The organism is Paraclostridium dentum (genome assembly GCF_048568265.1).
In the GTDB taxonomy this organism is placed as follows: Bacteria; Bacillota; Clostridia; order Peptostreptococcales; family Peptostreptococcaceae; genus Paraclostridium; species Paraclostridium dentum.
Window position 1 is genome coordinate 1,198,439 of record NZ_CP183813.1, and the last position, 17,905, is coordinate 1,216,343.

18 protein-coding genes are annotated in these 17,905 nt (G+C 27.2%); 17 read left to right on the forward strand and 1 reads right to left on the reverse strand.

The genetic code is table 11. The annotated features are described in order from the left end of the window. The first annotated feature begins 1 nt into the window (after window position 1). The 11 genes from folB to ACN6I1_RS05345 all read left to right on the forward strand — a co-directional run bounded on the left by folB (window position 2) and on the right by ACN6I1_RS05345 (window position 12,398). The gene (gene folB, locus ACN6I1_RS05295) at window positions 2-367 is read left to right on the forward strand and encodes a dihydroneopterin aldolase (RefSeq protein WP_053830929.1); all 366 of its coding nucleotides are present in this window, start codon (window positions 2-4) and stop codon (window positions 365-367) included. Beyond that, window positions 360-863 carry a 2-amino-4-hydroxy-6-hydroxymethyldihydropteridine diphosphokinase gene (gene folK / locus ACN6I1_RS05300; RefSeq protein ID WP_021432588.1) on the forward strand — a complete coding sequence of 168 codons (504 nt, stop codon included), beginning with the start codon at window positions 360-362 and terminating at the stop codon, window positions 861-863. Before folB ends, folK begins: the two co-directional genes overlap by 8 nt. Then, window positions 847-1,620: a 3-deoxy-7-phosphoheptulonate synthase gene (gene aroF, locus ACN6I1_RS05305; RefSeq protein WP_021432589.1), complete on the forward strand. Its 774-nt coding sequence runs from the start codon at window positions 847-849 to the stop codon at window positions 1,618-1,620. Before folK ends, aroF begins: the two co-directional genes overlap by 17 nt. A 259-nt stretch (window positions 1,621-1,879) precedes the next feature. After that, entirely contained in the window at window positions 1,880-3,697 is a 1,818-nt protein-coding gene (gene dnaG, locus ACN6I1_RS05310) for a DNA primase (protein WP_419742998.1), read from the forward strand. An 18-nt stretch (window positions 3,698-3,715) separates the two neighbouring features. Next, the gene (gene rpoD, locus ACN6I1_RS05315; protein WP_021429080.1) at window positions 3,716-4,888 is read left to right on the forward strand and encodes an RNA polymerase sigma factor RpoD; all 1,173 of its coding nucleotides are present in this window, start codon (window positions 3,716-3,718) and stop codon (window positions 4,886-4,888) included. 67 nt (window positions 4,889-4,955) lie between these two features. After that, on the forward strand, window positions 4,956-5,642 hold the full coding sequence (locus tag ACN6I1_RS05320; RefSeq protein WP_419742999.1) for a tRNA (adenine(22)-N(1))-methyltransferase: 687 nt from the start codon (window positions 4,956-4,958) through the stop codon (window positions 5,640-5,642). Then, complete coding sequence (locus ACN6I1_RS05325; protein WP_419743000.1) at window positions 5,643-6,740, forward strand: Nif3-like dinuclear metal center hexameric protein; 1,098 nt, start codon at window positions 5,643-5,645, stop codon at window positions 6,738-6,740. A 56-nt stretch (window positions 6,741-6,796) separates the two neighbouring features. Next, complete coding sequence (locus tag ACN6I1_RS05330) at window positions 6,797-8,149, forward strand: hypothetical protein (protein ID WP_419743001.1); 1,353 nt, start codon at window positions 6,797-6,799, stop codon at window positions 8,147-8,149. 9 nt (window positions 8,150-8,158) lie between these two features. Then, window positions 8,159-8,599: a zinc ribbon domain-containing protein gene (locus tag ACN6I1_RS05335; RefSeq protein ID WP_419743002.1), complete on the forward strand. Its 441-nt coding sequence runs from the start codon at window positions 8,159-8,161 to the stop codon at window positions 8,597-8,599. 62 nt (window positions 8,600-8,661) lie between these two features. Beyond that, the gene (gene murJ, locus ACN6I1_RS05340) at window positions 8,662-10,224 is read left to right on the forward strand and encodes a murein biosynthesis integral membrane protein MurJ (RefSeq protein ID WP_419743003.1); all 1,563 of its coding nucleotides are present in this window, start codon (window positions 8,662-8,664) and stop codon (window positions 10,222-10,224) included. A gap of 194 nt (window positions 10,225-10,418) precedes the next feature. Beyond that, complete coding sequence (locus tag ACN6I1_RS05345; protein WP_195945831.1) at window positions 10,419-12,398, forward strand: fructose-1,6-bisphosphatase; 1,980 nt, start codon at window positions 10,419-10,421, stop codon at window positions 12,396-12,398. 32 nt (window positions 12,399-12,430) lie between these two features. Here the strand turns inward: ACN6I1_RS05345 and ACN6I1_RS05350 are convergent, their stop codons facing one another. Further along, window positions 12,431-13,888 carry an alanine/glycine:cation symporter family protein gene (locus ACN6I1_RS05350; RefSeq protein WP_416389350.1) on the reverse strand — a complete coding sequence of 486 codons (1,458 nt, stop codon included), beginning with the start codon at window positions 13,886-13,888 and terminating at the stop codon, window positions 12,431-12,433. Between the two features lie 408 nt (window positions 13,889-14,296). On the opposite strand from ACN6I1_RS05350, the gene ACN6I1_RS05355 reads away from it, so the two are divergent. The 6 genes from ACN6I1_RS05355 (at window position 14,297) to bioB (ending at window position 17,896) form a co-directional block, all read left to right on the forward strand. Next, window positions 14,297-14,779 carry a PTS sugar transporter subunit IIA gene (locus ACN6I1_RS05355; RefSeq protein WP_419743292.1) on the forward strand — a complete coding sequence of 161 codons (483 nt, stop codon included), beginning with the start codon at window positions 14,297-14,299 and terminating at the stop codon, window positions 14,777-14,779. A gap of 193 nt (window positions 14,780-14,972) precedes the next feature. Beyond that, window positions 14,973-15,206: a hypothetical protein gene (locus ACN6I1_RS05360; protein ID WP_419743004.1), complete on the forward strand. Its 234-nt coding sequence runs from the start codon at window positions 14,973-14,975 to the stop codon at window positions 15,204-15,206. Further along, entirely contained in the window at window positions 15,203-15,943 is a 741-nt protein-coding gene (locus tag ACN6I1_RS05365) for a serine/threonine-protein kinase (RefSeq protein ID WP_419743005.1), read from the forward strand. The genes ACN6I1_RS05360 and ACN6I1_RS05365 overlap by 4 nt, the downstream gene beginning before the upstream one ends. 15 nt (window positions 15,944-15,958) lie before the next feature. Further along, a complete protein-coding gene (locus ACN6I1_RS05370; protein ID WP_419743006.1) occupies window positions 15,959-16,528 on the forward strand; it encodes a hypothetical protein in 570 nt (189 codons plus the stop codon). 127 nt (window positions 16,529-16,655) lie between these two features. Next, window positions 16,656-16,793, forward strand: a complete 138-nt coding sequence (locus tag ACN6I1_RS05375) for a DUF2639 domain-containing protein (protein ID WP_220796860.1) — start codon at window positions 16,656-16,658, stop codon at window positions 16,791-16,793. 152 nt (window positions 16,794-16,945) lie between these two features. Then, window positions 16,946-17,896: a biotin synthase BioB gene (gene bioB, locus ACN6I1_RS05380; RefSeq protein WP_419743007.1), complete on the forward strand. Its 951-nt coding sequence runs from the start codon at window positions 16,946-16,948 to the stop codon at window positions 17,894-17,896. Window positions 17,897-17,905: the final 9 nt, after the last annotated feature.

Genomic DNA, 17,905 nt, shown 5'->3' on the forward strand with positions numbered 1-17,905 from the left:
AATGGATAAAATATTATTAAGCAATATGGGGTTTTATGGCTATCATGGAGTTTTTAAAGAAGAAAGTGTATTAGGACAAAAGTTTTTTATAGATATGGAGTTATATCTAGATACAAAAGAAGCAGGCTTAACAGATCAAATGGAAAAGTCTGTAAGTTATGGCGATGTATATGAGTTAGTAAAAAAAATAGTAGAGAATAAAAGATTTAACTTACTAGAAGCCTTAGCTGAGAACATATCTAAAGAAGTTTTAGGTGAGTTTGGATTAATTCAAGAGGTTATGGTTCGAGTGAAAAAACCAGAAGCTCCTGTTCCGGGTATTTATGATTACTTTGGAGTTGAGATAAGGAGAAGTAGAGATGAGTAAGTCTTATTTAGGTTTAGGAACTAATATAGGAGATAGAATAAGGTATATAAATGAAGCTTTAAAAATTTTAAATTCTAATCCAAACATAAATATAACTAAAAAGTCAAAGCTTTATGAAACAAAAGCTTGGGGGTATAAAGAGCAAGCAGATTTTTTGAATATGTGTATTGAAATAGAGACAAGCTTAAATCCGTATGAACTTTTAAATGCTTGTCAGGGTGTAGAGAAAGATTTAAACAGAGAAAGAAAAATCAGATGGGGGCCAAGAACAATAGATGTTGATATATTATTTTTTAATGATATAATTTTACAAGAAGAAAATTTAGAAATTCCTCATCCAAGAATAAAGGAAAGAGCATTTGTATTGATACCACTTATAGATTTAAATGATAAACTAAAAATAGATAATATAAGTATAAATGAATACCTAAAATCTTTGACGACTGAGGAAAGAGAAGAAGTAAAGGAGTTTATAGGTAATGAAAAATCTATTTAGTAATGATTTAAATATAAATATAACTGAGAATTTAGAAATACCAAATGATAAAATTATAATGGCAGGGCCTTGTGCTATAGAAAGTTATGAACAACTTTTAGAAACTGCAAAATTTATAAAATCAAATGGAGCAAACATGTTAAGAGGTGGAGCTTTTAAACCAAGAACATCTCCAAAATCTTTCCAAGGTTTAAAAGAAGAAGGACTAGAAATTTTAAAAGCTGTAAAGAAAGAAACTAACTTACCAGTTATAACTGAGCTTATGGATGCTAGAGATTTAGATAAGTTATATGAAGTAGCAGATGTAATTCAGATAGGGTCTAGAAATATGCAAAACTTTACTCTTTTAAGTGAAGTAGGTAAACAAGATAAACCGGTAATGTTAAAAAGAGGTATAAGCTCTACAATAACAGAATGGATAGGGGCAGCTGAATATATTGCAATAGGTGGAAACAATAAAATCATAATGTGTGAAAGAGGAATAAGAACATATAATGATTATACTAGAAACACATTAGATATAGCAGCAGTACCCATAATAAAAAAAGAAACAAATCTTCCTGTTATAGTAGATCCTAGCCATGCAACTGGAGTTAGATATTTAGTTAAACCAATGTCTATAGCTTCACTAGCAGCAGGAGCAGATGGTATAATGGTTGAAGTTCATCCTAATCCGAGTGAAGCTTTATCGGATGGTCCTCAATCTCTTCATTTTGAAGAGTTTAAAGATTTAATGGAAAGTATAAAAAAATTATAAAAAATTAAGAGGCTTTAAGCCTCTTTTATTTTTTGTTTTTAAAAATAAATTTGTAAAAATTAAAAAAATAGTATTGAATTTGTGTTAATTATACAAAATAGTAAAGTGATATTTTTAATTTGCTAAATTGAAAAATAAAATTAGATAAAAAAGAAGGAATTGAATAAAAAAAGTCGAATTATGTATAATGAATATTTGACAAATTTCTAATATGTTGTAAAATAGTAATGTTAAAAAAATTACACCAGAAGGTGATAATATGAATGATATAAAAGATATAATAGAAGAAATTAAATCCAGATCTGATATAGTAAAGGTAATATCAGACTACATTAAAGTACAGCAATCGGGAATAAACTACAAAGGATTATGCCCATTTCATGGGGAAAAAACACCTTCATTTTACATAAATACATCAAAGCAAATATATAAATGTTTTGGATGTGGAGAAGGTGGAGATGTAATAAACTTCATTATGAAGATAGAAAATCTTGAATTTATGGATGCGGTCAAATTGTTAGCCAAAGATTGTGGAATAGAAATAAACACAAATATGGATGAGCAATCCAAAATTAGGATGGAAAAGGTTAAGAAGATTCAAGACATAAATACAGAAGCTGCCAGATATTATTTTTCAAATTTAATTAAAGAGAAAAATTATGGGTATGAATATTTAAGAAGAAGAGGTCTTGATGACAAAATCATAAAGAAGTTTGGTTTAGGATATGCACCTAAGGCATGGACTAATCTTATGGAATATTTAATTAGTAAAGGCTATGATAAAGAAACACTTGTTGAATGCGGTCTCGTTACATATAAAAAAGATGGAAACAAATATTATGACAGGTTCATAAACAGAGTTATATTTCCAATATTTGACTATAGAGGAAATGTTATAGGATTTGGAGGAAGAGTTCTTGATGATTCACTTCCTAAATACTTAAACTCACCAGACACACTAGCATTTAACAAAAAGTATAATTTATATGGTCTTAACTTTGCTAGAAAAAATATAACTGATAGAACTGTAATTCTAGTAGAAGGATATATGGACTTGATTTCATTGTATCAATATGGAATAAGAAATGTGTGTGCTACACTTGGAACAGCCCTTACGATAGATCAAGGGAATTTATTAAAAAGATATGTAGATACAGTTGTAATTTCTTATGACTCAGATGATGCAGGGGTTAAGGCCACGCTAAGAGCTATAGATATATTAACTAGCGTAGGTATAAATGTTAAAGTTTTAAATTTAAAAGATGTAAAAGACCCAGATGAGTTTATAAGAAAATATGGTCTTGAAGGATACCAAAAATCCATAGCAGATGCTGTTCACTATATTAGGTATAAAATAGTTAAATGTAAAGAAAACTATGATTTATCTAAAGATGAACAAAGATTAAAGTTTACTAAAGAGTCTACAAAGATAATAAAAGGTTTAAAAAGTCCAGTTGATATAGATTACTATATAAACTTTTTAAGCTCAGAAAGTAAAATAGGTGTAGAATCCTTAAAAAAAGAAGTCTATGGAAAGAGTTATAAATCTAATTATAATCCAAAGCTTAAAAATGATAGACATGTTCAAATAGATAAAAATGCATATAAAAGACCGACTATAATAAATAATGGAAATGAAATTATAGAAAAAACATTAATTAGATTGCTTTTAGAAGAAAAAGAAATAAGAAGATTATTAATTTTAAAATTAGATGAAAATGATTTTACATTAAATGAAAATAAAGAAATTTTAAAATTTATAATTAAAAATGAAGAAATGGATAAAATAACTATTGACAAATTAAAAAGTTTAAACTTATCCGAAGATTATCTTTTGAATTTGTATAGTATGAAGATAGAAAACATTAATGTTAATGACAAAAAGAGTATAGAAGAGATAGTTAAACAAATAAAAAGAAATAAGCTTCAAAATGATATAGATAATTTATTGAAGAAGCAAAAAGAATTAGAAAATGGAAAGTCTAATGATAATTCAAATGCGAAAGAGGTAGATGTACAAGTTATGGAAATTGCTATAAAGATAGTTGAACTAAGAAAAACATTACAAAATATATAAAGGAAGGGAGGCTGAAGTATGGAAACTAAAACACCAAAAAAAGAATCTAAAAGAGTAACAGCAAAATCACTTATAGAAAAGGGTAAAAAGCAAGGAAGTCTTACACTTATGGAAATAATGGAAGCTTTCTCTGAAACAGAATTAGATAAAGATCAAGTTGAAAACTTATATGAGACCCTTGGAAACTTAGGAATTGAAGTAATTCAGAAGAAAGAAGAAAAAGCTGATGCAGATATAGAATTTACTTCAGAAGATATGGATATATCAAACATGGATATAGATGATAGTATTGATGAGGATATATCTAAAGAAGAAAATACTATGGAAATTGAACAAATAGACTTAACTCTTCCAAAAGGAATAAGTATAGATGACCCAGTTAGAATGTATTTAAAAGAAATTGGGAAAATACCTCTACTTAAGCCTCATGAAGAAGCTGAACTTGCAAGAAGAATGCATGAAGGTGATGAAATAGCTAAACAAAGATTAGTTGAAGCCAACTTAAGACTTGTTGTAAGTATAGCAAAGAGATATGTAGGAAGAGGAATGTTATTTTTAGATCTAATACAAGAAGGAAATTTAGGTCTTATAAAAGCTGTTGAAAAGTTTGACTATACAAAAGGGTTTAAATTTAGTACTTATGCTACATGGTGGATAAGACAAGCTATAACTCGTGCAATAGCAGACCAAGCTAGAACTATAAGAATACCTGTTCATATGGTTGAAACTATAAATAAATTAATAAGAGTTTCTAGACAATTATTACAGGAATTAGGTAGAGATCCAAAACCTGAAGAAATTGCAAAAGAAATGGATATGACAGAAGATAAAGTTAGAGAAATTATGAAAATTGCTCAAGATCCAGTATCTTTAGAAACTCCTATAGGTGAAGAAGAGGATAGTCATTTAGGAGACTTTATACCAGATGACGATGCTCCAGCTCCAGCAGAAGCTGCAGCATATTCTTTATTAAAAGAGCAAATAGAAGAAGTTTTAGGTTCGTTAAATGAAAGAGAGCAAAAAGTTTTAAAACTAAGATTTGGATTAGAAGATGGACGTGCTAGAACTCTTGAAGAAGTAGGTAAAGAGTTTGATGTAACAAGAGAAAGAATAAGACAAATAGAAGCTAAAGCTTTAAGAAAATTAAGACATCCAAGTAGATCTAAAAAGCTTAGAGATTACTTAGATTAATAAAAAAATTCGTCTATAATAGGCGAATTTTTATGTATATAAAAGATATATGAAAGGACGACGAAAATTGAAGTTAACAGATAGATTATTAAAAATAGCAAGTCTTGTAGACGAAGGAAAAAAAATCGCAGATATTGGGACGGATCATGGATATATACCAGTATTTCTTCTAAATAATAAAAAGATAGATTTTGCTATATTGGCAGATGTGAATAAAGGGCCTTTAGAAAATGCAAGAAAAGAAGTTAGACATAATAAATTAGATGACAAAGTTGATTTAAGACTAGGGTCAGGAATAGAAGTTTTAAATGATAATGAAGTAGATGAAATTATAATAGCGGGTATGGGTGGTATACTTATAGGGGAACTGATAGAAGCGAAAAAAAGCGTTGCTCAAAATGCTGAAAAACTTATATTACAACCAATGCAAGCACAAGCTGAACTTAGAAAATATCTTTATAATAATGGATTTGAAGTTATAGATGAAGTTTTAGTAAAAGAAGACTTTAGAATATATGAAATAATAGTAGCTAAATATACTGGAAGAAAAACAGAAGTTACAGATGAAATAGATTATGAAGTTTCAAAAAAACTTATAGAAAAAAAGGATGAACTTTTAGCTGAATTTTTAAATAAAAAAATATCTGCATATGAAAATATAATAAAAAAACTAGAAGGTAAAAGTGGAGAAGCTATAGAAAATAAGAGAAATGAGACTATTAAAGTTATAGAAAAGCTTAAGGAGATGCTGTAAATGAAACTTAAAAGTTTTATAAAAAAAATAGAACAAAAATATCCTCTTAATTTAGCGTATGATTGGGATAATGTAGGTCTTATAGTAGGAGATTATGAACAGGAAGTTAAAAGAGTAATGGTTTGTTTAGAAGCTAATGAAAAAGTTGTAGATGAAGCCATAGACAAAGGTATAAATTTGATAATAACTCATCATCCTTTTATTTTTTCTAAAATGCAAAAAGTTACTACTTCAGATTTAAAAGGGAAATTAATACATAAATTAATAAAAAATAATATATCAATATATTCTATGCATACTAATTTTGATATAGCTTTTGACGGATTGAATGATTATTTTGTAGAAATGTTAGAACTTGAAAATGTGAAAATTTTAGATAAAACTAACAGTGAAAATCTATATAAACTAGCAGTTTATGTACCAAAGACACATATAGATGATGTAAGAATAGCTTTAGGAAATTCTGGAGCTGGACATTTAGGAAATTATAAAGATTGCTCATTCACTACTGAAGGCGAAGGTAGATTTAAGCCTTGTGATGGAGCAAATCCTTATATTGGAGAGACTAACGCATTAGAAAGCGTTCATGAAGTTAAAATAGAAACTATAGTTCCTCAAAAAATATTAGATAAAGTTATAAGTGCAATGATTAAATCACATCCATATGAAGAAGTTGCATATGACTTATATAAGCTAGAAAATAAAGGAGAATCTGTAGGGCTTGGAAGGTACGGAAAACTTAAATCTAAAATGACATTTAAAGATTTAGGAATGATACTTAAAGAAAAACTAGATATAAAACACTTAAGAGTAGTAGGCGAATTAGATAGTGTTGTATCTAAAGTTGCAATAGTTACAGGCTCAGGTGCTGATATGGTAAAAAAAGCATATAAATCAGGTTGTGATGTTTTAATAACTGGTGACATGAAATATCATGATGCTCAAGATACTCTTGATATGGGAATGAAAGTGATTGACTGTGGGCATTTTGATAGTGAAAAAGTATTTTCAGATATAATGTTTGATTATGTAAAAAATGAATTTGACATAGATGTTATAAAAAGTGATGTAAATTTAAATCCTTTTGATATAATATAACTATGATTAATAGCCTTAAGATATTCTTAAGGCTATTTAAAATATGGAGGAAAAGTATGAATAATGAAAATAATGACTTAACTTTTTCAAATCATAAAAATTATTGTGAAACAGATGGACATGATTTATCTAATTTGGAAATTGATTCAATTAAACTAAATTATGAAAAAGTATGTAATGAATGTGGTAAAGTTTATAATAATTCAAGTTTATATTGTGAAGAATGTGGGAATGAATTAATATTAACAAGTGAAAGTGAAAAAAATTTAACTCTATATAATTTATTAGATGGAGATTTGAATAAAAAAGAAAAGTTTAAAATATGGATAAATGACTTTGAAATTAAAAGAAGGAGTTTAGCTCCATTATTTTCTATTTGCGCACTATTTGTAATATCTATATGGATAAAACTATTTATAAATTTTGCAGGGTTAGAAGTAAATAAATTTTTAAATATATCTAGTATTATTTTAGCGTTAAATTTAGTTCCATTAAAGATTGTATCATCATCTGTTATAGGACTTGGCAATATAGGTATAAGTATGAGTTTGATAAGTATTTTAATAATACCATTTATAACAATTTTAGTTTCTAGTTTGTTTTTTATAAAAAAAGAATTTTTAAAAGACAAAGATATTATTAAAGAAGCTTTTATGTTAAGTTTTATTTATGGATTAATTCTAGGGGTTATTTCTATACTAGGAAAGCAATTTATTAATTTATCTATGGGGGAATATTACACTATGTCCATAGTTGTTAAATACAGCTTTTTAAGAAGTCTTTTAAATGGGATAATAATATCTTTTCTTCCTATATATATAGCTTTGTATTCAAAAACTAGAGATAAAAAAGTAGAATTTAATGTTTTTAATAGGGCTTTAAAGACTGTGGGATTTATATATTTACTAATACTACTATTAATAGTTTTAGGAATGTTTTTCAATAAAATATTTTTAACTGGAAATGGGTTAAGTGAGGTAGTAGCATATCCACAACTTGCTTTATATATATTGCATTTTGTTAATTTAATTCCAGTTGTATTAGGAAATTCTATCATATCTATATTTAATATGGGAGATGTAAATCTATATTTAAACAATAGTATGGTTTTATTGATATATGCAATAATGCTTTTAAATATAGTTATACTAGTTGTATCTGGTTATGATTTAAAGGGCAGAGTCAATAATAAAAAATATATAAAATATTTTAGTGTAGTATATTCTATGATAATAGCTAGTTCTATTTTTTTAAGTAAGATAGATACTAGTGGGAGTTTATCTTTATTAGAATCTCAAAATTATGATATGTATTCATATATAGGATCAAGCACTATTATAGGACTAATTATATCGTTTGTGTATAGTTATATATTGATAAGTATTGGATATAAGTTGAATAAGGAATAGGAGAAAGATATGAATAGTATAAAATCTAATATAAATAACAAGAAATTATCGTTAGAGAGTATAAAGGAAAAAAATAAATTAAATAAAGAGATAGAAAAAGCAAAAAAAGATAAAACTAAAATTTTTGTTGATGCAGGGATGAAACTTTATGAAATGGTTAGAAAAGAAAATATAATTAATGAAGAACTTATTAATGTATTTGATAATATGGTTGAACTTGATAAAATTATATATGAATGTAATTTAAAACTTGAAAAAATTCAATTTAAAAATAGTATTAAGTGTGAGTGTGGAAATATTTTAAATGATGAAAGTAAGTTTTGTAGCCAATGCGGTAAAAAAATAAAAGAAGAAGTTGAATTTGAAACTTGTGAATTTTGTTCAAGTGAAATAAGTGAAGATGCAAATTTCTGTGCATGCTGTGGAAATAAAGTTAGTAAAAACATGTAATTAATAGAGTAGAGCGGAACCTCTATTATATAGTTAAGAAAAAGGAAGAAGGAAATTTACATATGTCAAAAACTAAAAAATCAGCAGTTGTTTTGATGATTATAACGCTAATATCTAAGGTTACAGGATTTTTCAGAGATATAATATTAGCTAAAAATTTTGGCGCCAGTATTATAACAGATGCTTATATAACAGCTCTTAACATACCTGTTGTATTATTCACAGGAATAAGTTCATCATTAGGAACTACTTATATACCGATGTTTTTTAAAATAAAAGAAGAACAAGGGCAAGAAGGCGTAAATAAGTTTACAAGTAATGTTTTAAATATAGTTGTGATTTTGGGATTAATAACTGTATTTTTAGGAAGTATATTTACTCCATATATAGTAAAATTATTTGCTATGGGATTTAAAGGAGAGGAACTAAGAATAACAGTAGAATATTCAAAAATATTAATGCCATCTATTGTATTTATAGCAGCAAATGGATTAGTATCTTCTTATTTATTAGCAAATGGAAGGTTTTATATATCAGGAGTATTATCAATACCTTTTAATATAATATGTATATTAGCTATAATTATTGGAGGTATGACAAATTCATATACAATGGTTTGGATAACTTTATTTGCATATATAGCACAACTTCTTTTTCAAATACCATTTTTAAAGAAATGTGGGTATAAACATAGGCTAATAGTTGATGTTAAAGATGAAAATGTTAAAAGCATAATTTACTTAATTTTACCTGTTTTTTTAGGATCGTATGTAGACCAAATAAATAGTGTTATAAACAGAACATTAGCATCTTGCTTAGATACAGGGAGTATAACAGCATTAAATTATGCAAATAAGTTAAATATATTTGCTGTAGGAGTATTGGTTATATCTATATCCACAATAATGTATCCTGTACTTTCTAAATTTGCAAGTCAAAAAAATATGAGAGCTTTTAAAAGTAGCTTGGGAAGATGTATAGATATTGTGATGATAGTTATGATTCCTATTATGGTAGGGATGATTATATTTTCAAAACCTATAGTTCAGTTATTATTTGAAGGTGGATCATTTACTAGTAGAGATACTCAGCTTACATCTACAGCACTACTTTGTTATTCTTTGGGTATGGTTTCATTTGGGATAAGAGATATAGTTTCTAGAGGGTTTTATTCTTTACAAGATACAAAGACACCGGTAAAAAATGCTATGGTAGCAGTTGTTATTGATATAGTTTTTTCTATATTATTGGTGAGAGTTATGGGAATAGGCGGTCTAGCTTTATCTACTTCTATTGCAACCACAGTAGGGGCTTTACTTCTTATAATATCTTTAAGACGAAAAGTTGGTAAATTAGGAATTAAAAGTAGCTTAATCACAGGATTAAAATCTATTGTAGCCTCTATAATAATGGGTATTATATGTAAAGAACTATACACATTAATTATGTTTTTAGGGGGGAACTATACACATGAAACTAAAAAATTAGTACTTGTAGGATTAATTATAACTAGTTCTGTAGGGGCTATAGTATATTTGATATTAAGTTTGCTGTTCAATATAAAAGAAGTTAGAGATATAGTAAGTCAAGTGAAAATGAAATATATTCAAATATTAAAAAAGTAAGATGAAATCATCTTGCTTTTTTTATGAATAGATGAAATTGATAGAGTTAAGTTGAATTTTTATAACATATTGAGTATATATTATGACACAATTGAATATTTCATTAATTAAAAAAGCAAAAATTTTAGTATTATATGTTTAAATAGTACTTATGGTATAATTAGTATGTAATATAAAAGATAGGGGGGAATAAAATGAGTTTAGAAATATCAGAAAAAGTATGCAGAGAAAATATAAGATATTTAAATCTGCTTTCTAAACAATATCCTACGATTTCTCAAGCTTCAACAGAAATAATTAATTTAGAATCAATTTTGAATTTACCTAAGGGGACTGAACACTTTTTATCAGATATTCATGGAGAAAGTGAGCCTTTTGTACATGTGTTAAGAAATGGGTCGGGAGTAGTTAAGAGAAAAATAGAAGAGCTTTTTGGAGATTCTCTTATGGAGAGCGAAAAAAAGGCATTAGCTACACTAGTATATTATCCAGAACAAAAGTTGGAGATAGTATTAAAAGAAGAAAAAAACATAAATGATTGGTATAGAGTTACACTTCATAGAATAGTTGAACTGTGTAGATACGCATCAACTAAATACACTAAAGACAAGGTAAGAAAGTATCTTCCTAAAGATTTTGCATATATAATAGAAGAGCTTTTAAATACAGATTGCAATATAGATCATAAGAAAAAATATTATCAACAAATTATAAATACTATAATTGATATAGATAGATCTAAGGAATTTATAATAGCAATATCCAAGTTGATCCAAAGATTAGTGGTAGATAGATTACATATAATAGGTGATATATATGATAGAGGGCCTAGACCTGATGCTATAATTGATACTTTGATGGATTACCATAGTGTGGATATTCAATGGGGAAATCATGATATCTTATGGATGGGAGCTGCGGCAGGTCAAAAAGTTTGTATAGCTAATGCTCTTAGAATTTCAGCTAGATATGCTAATTTAGACATAATTGAAGATATATATGGGATAAATATATTGCCCTTAGCTACATTTGCTTTAAATGTATATAAAGATGATCCTTGTGAATGTTTTTTACCTAAAATATCAGAAGGTGAATACAATACAAGTGAAATATCATTAATAGCTAAGATGCATAAAGCTATATCTATTATACAGTTTAAATTAGAAAACGAGGTTGTAAAGAGAAGGCCAGAATTTAAAATGGAACATAGATGTTTATTAGATAAAATTAACTATGAAAATGGAACTATAAATATAAAAGGAAAAAGTTATAAAATAAAAGATAATAACTTTCCTACAGTAGATCCTAAAAATCCTTATAAATTAACTAAAGAAGAAGAAGTTGTTATCGAGAAGTTAAAGTCATCTTTTGTAAATAGTGAAAAACTTCAAAAACATACGTCTTTTTTATTTTCAAAAGGAAGCATATATTTAAAATGTAATTCTAATTTACTATTTCATGGATGTATTCCTTTAAATGAAGATGGTACATTTAAAACATTTACAATAGAAGGGAATGCATATAGAGGTAAAGATTTAATGGATAAGTTTGATTCATTAGCAAGAGAAGGATATTTCTATAGAGAAGGAAATAAGCAAAAAGAGTATGGTATGGATATAATGTGGTACTTATGGACTGGGGAGGCTTCTCCGTTGTTTGGAAAGGATGACATGGCTACATTTGAAAGATACTTTATATCAGACAAAGAGACACATAGGGAAAATAAAAACTCATACTTTAAGTTGAGAGATACTGAAAATATGTGCAATATGATATTTAGAGAGTTTGATCTTGATAGTGAAGATTCTCATATTATAAATGGACATGTTCCTGTTGAGTGTAAAAAAGGAGAGAGTCCCATTAAAGCAAATGGTAAATTAATAGCTATTGATGGTGGATTCTCAAGAGCTTATCAGCAAAAAACTGGTATAGCTGGATATACATTAATATACAACTCATATAGCTTACAACTTGTATCACATCAACATTTTACTAACACAGAGCAAGTTATATTTGAAGAAAGTGATATATTATCAATTACATCTATTGTGGAAAGAAATAAAAAAAGAAAATACATAAGAGATACAGATGCAGGAAAAGAAATAGTTGAGCGTATAAATGATTTGAAATTATTACTTCTAGCATATAGAAAAGGAATAGTAAAAGAGACTTAAAAAGTGGATATCAATATGATATCCACTTTTTCTTATGCTGTTTCTATATCGTTATCGTTGCTGTCGTCTTTGTCTTGCCAACATTCACAACCTACTAAACCATCTATTGATGAAGATTTAAATATAGGCTCCTTTATTCCAGATTTTTTTTGATTAGTATAATCTTTAAGTGCTAAGAATGCAAATTTGCTAAGCTTAGCTATTGCAAATAGATTTATAATAGCCATTAATGCCATAAATAAATCCCCTAAATTCCACACTATATCTACTGCAGTTAAAGAACCGAATATAACCATACCTACAACGGCTATTCTATAAGTAGATAATAAAGCTTTACTACCACTTATAAATTCTATATTAGATTGACCATAGTAGTAATTACCAACTATTGAACTAAATGCGAATAAGAATATACAAACTGCTATAAAGTAATTTCCTATAGAACCTATTTGTGATGATAATGCGTATTGAGTTAATTGTATACCTGATAAATTAGATGTTGCATAATCACCACAAGTTAATATTATAAATGCAGTACAACTACATATAACTATAGTATCTGTGAAAACACCAAGTGCTTGTATTAAACCTTGGCTAACTGGGTGAGAAGTCGTTGCAGTAGCTGCTGCATTAGGGGCACTACCCATACCAGCCTCATTAGAGAATAGACCTCTTTTTATACCCATAAGCATAGTAGCTCCTAACCCACCACCTGCTATAGCTTGTAATCCAAATGCATTTTCCATTATAAGTGTAAATATCTCAGGTAGTTTTTGTATATTTAATAAGATAACAACCATTGCAACTAAAATATATGCAACTGCAAATATAGGAACTATAACTTCTGAGATTTTTGCAACTCTATGAACTCCTCCAAAGATTACAACAGTTGTTAAAACAGCAAGTAATATACCCATGATAGCTTTATCTATACCAAAAGCTGATTGGAAAGCTTGAGCAACTGTATTTGATTGTATTGCATTAAATACAAATCCGAAACTTACTGTTATAAGTACAGAGAAAACAATACTCATAAATTTGTTGTTAAGTCCTTTTTCTATATAATATGCAGGACCACCTCTAAACCCATCGCCATCTTTAACTTTATATATTTGCGCAAGAGTAGACTCAACAAAACTAGAAGCACCACCTATTAAAGCTACAAGCCACATCCAAAATACTGCACCAGGACCTCCTAAAGTAATAGCTATAGCGATACCGGCTATATTACCAGTACCAACTCTTGAAGCTGTACTTATACAAAAGGCTTGAAAAGATGATATTTGCCCTTTTTTCTTGTTAGTGCTAGAGGCACCTAAAAGTTTAATCATTTCTTTAAAGTATCTAAATTGTACAAAGTTACTTTTTAAAGTAAAATACACTCCTAGAACTAATAGTAAAGCAATTAAAACATAAGACCATAAAAAGTCATTTAATGATAAAACTATATCATTTAAAATACTCAAATAAATCCCTCCTAATATAAAAATAATTTATTGAATTCTTGAAAAAGAAATTTTCTAAATTAAATTATGCATTTTTTAAAATTATATAATGAAATTTGAAATAAATCAATAAGAAAAATACTTGTAAAATAAAGAAAAACGTTATCTGAAGTAAAAAATAAATGAATGAGAGATAAATAAAATTGCAAAAACGTATTGAATCTAATTAAAATAAAGAAGGGGTTTTAGTATTTTGCTTAACAAAATAATGAATATATATCTATATAATTGCAAAAAATAAATTGAGAAAAAGTTATCCTAATATAAATAAAATAACTTGATTCTACAAAAAAATAATTATATAATAATATATGTAATTAAATTGAATTTAATTTTATTGTTTGTGAAAACGTAATTTAATGCTAAGGAGTGTAGAAAATGGGCTTATTTGATATATTTAAAAAATCAAAAAATGAAGAACAAGTTAAAGGAATAGTATCACCTACAAATGGAGAACTATTAGATATAACTAAAGTACCAGACGAGGTTTTTTCAACTAAGATGATGGGTGATGGATTTGCAATGAAGTCATCTGATGGAATAATAGTATCACCTGTAGATGGTAAAGTAGGTGTAGTATTTGAAACTAAGCATGCTGTAATATTAGAATCTACAGAAGGTAAAGAAGTTCTTATACACTTAGGTATAGATACTGTTAATTTAAAAGGAGAAGGCTTTGAAGTATTTGTAAATGTAGGAGATGAAGTTAAAGCTGGAGATAAATTAGTTAAAATGGATTTACCATTTATAGAAGCTAATGCTAAGTCATCAATAAGTCCAGTTATATTTACAAACTTAGATTCTAATGAATCTATTAAAGTTGTAGAAGGACCTGTTCAAGTTGGAGAAGCTAACAGAATTGAAATCGCTAAATAGTATTTAAAAATAAAGAACCTATGAAAAGGTTCTTTTTTTATTTGTTAATATATAAATTAACTATTATAAAACACAAAATATGTCACATAAAACCGAAAATTATCATAATATATATTATCTAAATACTAAGATGTTTAGATAATATATATTATAGAGGTGTAATTTATGGACTTTTTAAGATCAAACTCTGAAAATGGTAGCAGATATTACAAAAAAGGTAACTCAAATAGTAATTCAAATAGCAACTCATACAGTTCATATAGTAACTCAAATAGCAATTCAAATAGTAACTCATATAGTTCATATAGTAACTCATACAGCAATTCAAATAGTAACTCATATAGTCCGAATAGTAATTCATATAGTTCAAATAGCAATTCAAATAGTAACTCATATAGCAACTCATATAGCTATTCAAGATAATTGAAATTTATAAATGATGATATGGACAAGCATTATAAAAAAAGTGAAATAGTCAATGGATTTAAGATAATAAATTTAATAGGACAAGGGCGATATGGGATTGTTTATTTGGGTGAAAATCAAGATTTTGAAAAATGTGTAATTAAACAACTTAAAAGTGAAATGATTGAAAAAAGCAGGTCAAAACTTTTCTATGAGGAAGAAATATTAAGAAAAATAAATAACCCAGCATTTCCTAAGTTTATATGCAAATTTAAGGATGAAGATAGGGAAGGATATATATTAGAGTATATACAAGGGCCTGTATTTGAGGATATTTTGGTAAGAGATAGTTGTACTTTTACTAGGGAAGATATTTACAAAGTAGGAGGACAACTTTTAGATATAATTGAAATACTTCATGAAAATAAAATAGTTCATCGAGACATTAGGTTACCAAATGTTATATTAAAACAAGATGGAAATCTTGCATTAATTGATTTTGGATTAGCTAGATATATGGATGAAAAAAGATATAAAAAAGAGGTGGATTATTGGTTTTTAGGAGACTTTCTAATTCACTTGTATTACACAACCTATGAACCAGTAGATTATGTAGAGAGACCATGGTACGATGAACTGGACCTTACCAAAGATGAATCTGTTTTTCTAAAAAAACTTATGTCAATTAAAGAACCATATAAAAGTATTGAAGACATAAGGAGAGACTTAGAAAATTTAAAATTAAGAAACACTAATTAATTTAAGGTGGTTTATATGTCAATTAGTTCAATAGAGATAGTAAAAATACACAATAAAAGTTTTAGGGCTAACATTTATAATATTGAACCATTTAGAATGATTGGATTAATAGATGTAGATATACAATATGATGGTGAAACAGAAAGAGTAACATTACCTTTTTATAGATCATCAGGAACTAATAATGGTAAAATGAAAGGTTTATGGTATCCTATAGTAGGTATAAAAACTCATACTGGTCCATTTACAGAATTTACAGATTTTATTAATTCAGCATTAACAGCATCTACAAGAAGAGGAATTGGGAAAGAAGGTTGGCTAGCTAAGTCTCTATTTTTTCAAGATGATTATTTACCAAAATCAAGAATAAGAGGATTCTCTAATGGAAAGCATTATGAAGCTTTACTTGAAACTGGAAAAATATTAAGATATTTATATGAAAAGGGTTCATATTATGAAATGTACTATTTAACTCCACAAGTTTTAAATAGTACTGTAGCTTCAAATGAAATTTACCCTGGAAATCAGCATAACCAAAGAAGAAATTTTGATAGATTTATAGCTGATATTGTTAAGGGTGCATAATATAAATTTTGGGCTCCACTTTATTATAAGTGGAGTTTTTTTATTTAATATAAATTTTAGTAATTTTTTTTATATATGGACAATATATTTTAATATAGATTTATATTATAACAAAGGGGGAAAATTTATGAAAAGCCAATTAATAAGAGATTTACATTCTGTAAATATTAGGAGACATCCAATAAATAGAAAAAAATTGGAGAGTTTAAAAACTTCAGAAATAGTTAATATATGGTATGAGTATTTTAAAAAAGAAGAAAAATAAATTGCATATACATATAAGCCGCTTTTGCGGCTTTTTTTATGTTTTCAAATAAATTCACAGATTAATGTTAACCATAAAAATATAACGGTTGACTAAAAATAAATTAAGAATTACAATTTAAGTAAAATCGAGTATTTCGAGGAGGCTTCAAAATGATACACAAAATTTGCGAAGATATAAAAAATGGATACGAAATAAATAAAGAAGAAGCTATAGAACTTTTGAAATATGAAACTAAAGACTTGCTTAAGTATGCAGATGAAATTAGAAACTTTTATTTAAAAAATGAATTTGATATCTGCGCTATAGTTAATGGTAAAAGTGGAAAATGCAGTGAAGATTGTAAGTTTTGTTCACAATCATCTAATCATAAAACTAATATAGAAATATATCCTTTATTAAGTAAAGATAATTTAAAAAATGATGCAATATATCACAAGAAAAAAGGAGTTAAAAGATATTCAATTGTTACATCAGGTAAAAATTTAAGTGAAAAAGAAATTGATAAAATTTGTGAAGTATATAAGTGTATAGTTGATGAGGTTGGTATTGAAACATGTGCATCACACGGGCTATTAGATCAGAATGCTTTGAGTAAACTAAAAAAATCAGGAGTAAAAAGATACCATAATAATCTAGAGACTTCGAGACAATATTTTGAAAAAATTTGTACAACTCATACATATGATGAAAAAATAAACACTATAAAGGGTGCACAAAGAGTGGGGCTTGAAGTATGTAGTGGAGGGATTTTTGGACTTGGAGAAAGTGAACTAGATAGGATAGAGATGGCCTTTGAATTAAGACGTTTAAATATAAAATCAATTCCATTAAATGTTTTAAATTATATTGAAGGAACAAGCATAAATATAGAAAATCCTATAACAGAAGATGAGTTTTTAAAATCATTAGCTATTTTTAGATTTATAAACCCTAAAAGCTACATAAGGTTAGCAGGAGGAAGAAATTTATTAACAGACTTTGGACGTATTGCATTTGAAGGTGGTGCAAATGCAACTATAACAGGAGATTTACTAACTACATGTGGAAATACAATTTCAAATGATATCGAAATGATTAAATCTTTAGGATTTAAATTATAAGGGGGGGAT

Bases quoted from the DNA above. Each gene is read 5' to 3' on its own strand.
- folB (WP_053830929.1), top strand. From the start codon at position 2: ATGGATAAAATATTATTAAGCAATATGGGGTTTTATGGCTATCATGGA.
- folK (WP_021432588.1), top strand. From the start codon at position 360: ATGAGTAAGTCTTATTTAGGTTTAGGAACTAATATAGGAGATAGAATA.
- aroF (WP_021432589.1), top strand. From the start codon at position 847: ATGAAAAATCTATTTAGTAATGATTTAAATATAAATATAACTGAGAAT.
- dnaG (WP_419742998.1), top strand. From the start codon at position 1,880: ATGAATGATATAAAAGATATAATAGAAGAAATTAAATCCAGATCTGAT.
- rpoD (WP_021429080.1), top strand. From the start codon at position 3,716: ATGGAAACTAAAACACCAAAAAAAGAATCTAAAAGAGTAACAGCAAAA.
- ACN6I1_RS05325 (WP_419743000.1), top strand. From the start codon at position 5,643: ATGAAACTTAAAAGTTTTATAAAAAAAATAGAACAAAAATATCCTCTT.
- ACN6I1_RS05330 (WP_419743001.1), top strand. From the start codon at position 6,797: ATGAATAATGAAAATAATGACTTAACTTTTTCAAATCATAAAAATTAT.
- ACN6I1_RS05335 (WP_419743002.1), top strand. From the start codon at position 8,159: ATGAATAGTATAAAATCTAATATAAATAACAAGAAATTATCGTTAGAG.
- murJ (WP_419743003.1), top strand. From the start codon at position 8,662: ATGTCAAAAACTAAAAAATCAGCAGTTGTTTTGATGATTATAACGCTA.
- ACN6I1_RS05345 (WP_195945831.1), top strand. From the start codon at position 10,419: ATGAGTTTAGAAATATCAGAAAAAGTATGCAGAGAAAATATAAGATAT.
- ACN6I1_RS05360 (WP_419743004.1), top strand. From the start codon at position 14,973: ATGGTAGCAGATATTACAAAAAAGGTAACTCAAATAGTAATTCAAATA.
- ACN6I1_RS05370 (WP_419743006.1), top strand. From the start codon at position 15,959: ATGTCAATTAGTTCAATAGAGATAGTAAAAATACACAATAAAAGTTTT.
- ACN6I1_RS05375 (WP_220796860.1), top strand. From the start codon at position 16,656: ATGAAAAGCCAATTAATAAGAGATTTACATTCTGTAAATATTAGGAGA.
- bioB (WP_419743007.1), top strand. From the start codon at position 16,946: ATGATACACAAAATTTGCGAAGATATAAAAAATGGATACGAAATAAAT.